Genomic DNA, 1,447 nt, shown 5'->3' with positions numbered 1-1,447 from the left:
CCGCTACCGCCGGCCACGCCTGTTCGTCATGACGTTGAGGTATTCGCGACGCAGCTTCAGGCGCGTGGTCTGGAAGTCCAGCAAACAGGTCTGGGCGCAACTCCACGAAGAGGCCTTCCGGTACTTCGGTGGCAGCATCAGTTACGTCGTCCTCGACAACCTCCGCGAGGGCGTCATCACGCCCGACCTGTACGAGCCCGAGATCAACCGGCTCTATGCCGCGATGCTCGAGCACTACGGCGTCGTCGCCGACCCGGCCCGCGTGCGTGATCCGAATCGAAAGGGCACCGTTGAGAATGCAATCCAGCACACGCAGAACACTGCGCTCGCCGGCCGGCGTTTCGAATCGCTCGAGGCCCAGAACGAATTCCTGATGCACTGGGAAGAGAACTGGGCCGCCAAACGTATCCATGGTCGCGCCCGGCGACAGGTCGAAGCGATGTTCCAGGAGGAAAGACCGCACCTGCGGCCGCTGCCTGCGACGGGCTTCCGCTACTTCACCGAGGTCGTGCGCACTGTCTGGGACGATACCACCGTGAGTGTCGATCGCAGCAACTATGCGGCGCGGCCTGCGCGCCCATCGGGAGTCTCGTGTGCGTGCGTATCTACGACACCACGATCGAGATCCGCGATCGTCGCTCGCAGGAGCTGCTGCGCACCCATCCACGCCACACCGAGCCGGGGTCGCTCGAGCTTCCCGAGAACGAGCGGCCATTCAATCCGTCGCGCCAGATGAGCGTCGCGTTAGCCAGCGCCGGCGACATCGGTCCACAAACGAAGGCGCTGTGCCAGCATCTGTTTGACGCCGAAGGTCGCGTTGGCCACCGCGGCATGTGGGGCATCGTCGCGCTGGCGAAGAAGTATCCCGCCTGGCTGGTCGAGCAAGCCTGCGATCACGCCCTGCGTCATCACCTCTATCGATACCGGCAGCTACGCGCCGTCGTCGAGCGGCTGTTCGAACAGGCACTTGAGCGCCTCGACCGGGCGCCGCAACTGGCCTTGCCGCTCACGCAGGAGCATCCCCTGATCCGCCCGGGTAACGAATACGGCGAGTTCTTCAACGTCGGCGCGCAGCACAGCGCCAGCTCTCAACCTCCCACAACAGGAGAAACTGTATGACCACCACGCTACCCGATATCGAGCGGGCGCTCAGGATGCTGCGCCTGTCCGGCGTACGCGACACACTGGAGACCCGCGTGCTGCAGGCACAGGGCACCCAGCAGCCGTTCCTGGAGATCTTTGCCATGATCCTGCAAGACGAGCTCGACCGGCGTCAGTCGCGGCTCATCGAGCGGCGTTACCAGCAGTCGGGCCTCGAGGAAAAACTCACGCTGGCCGAGTTCGACTGGTCGTTCAATCCGAAAATCCCGCGTCAGGCCTGCTTCCAACTCAACGCGCTGAAGTTCATCGCCGCGGGCGAGAACGGGCTGATCATCGGCAAACCTGG

The 1,447-nt window shown here is 64.1% G+C and carries 1 protein-coding gene and 1 pseudogene; both read left to right on the top strand.

Going from position 1 to position 1,447, the window contains the following annotated elements:
* A pseudogene (gene istA / locus AB3X89_RS39685) lies at nucleotides 1-1,119 on the top strand (IS21 family transposase); the annotation flags it as partial.
* Nucleotides 1,116-1,447 (top strand): ATP-binding protein (locus AB3X89_RS39680; RefSeq protein WP_368587991.1); only part of this gene is annotated, 332 nt, incomplete at its 3' end. The pseudogene istA and the gene AB3X89_RS39680, both read left to right, overlap by 4 nt.

The sequence above is a fragment of the Paraburkholderia sp. BR14320 genome (assembly GCF_040948665.1).
GTDB classification, from domain to species: domain Bacteria; phylum Pseudomonadota; class Gammaproteobacteria; order Burkholderiales; family Burkholderiaceae; genus Paraburkholderia; species Paraburkholderia youngii.
This window is presented reverse-complemented; position numbering and strand designations above follow the sequence as displayed.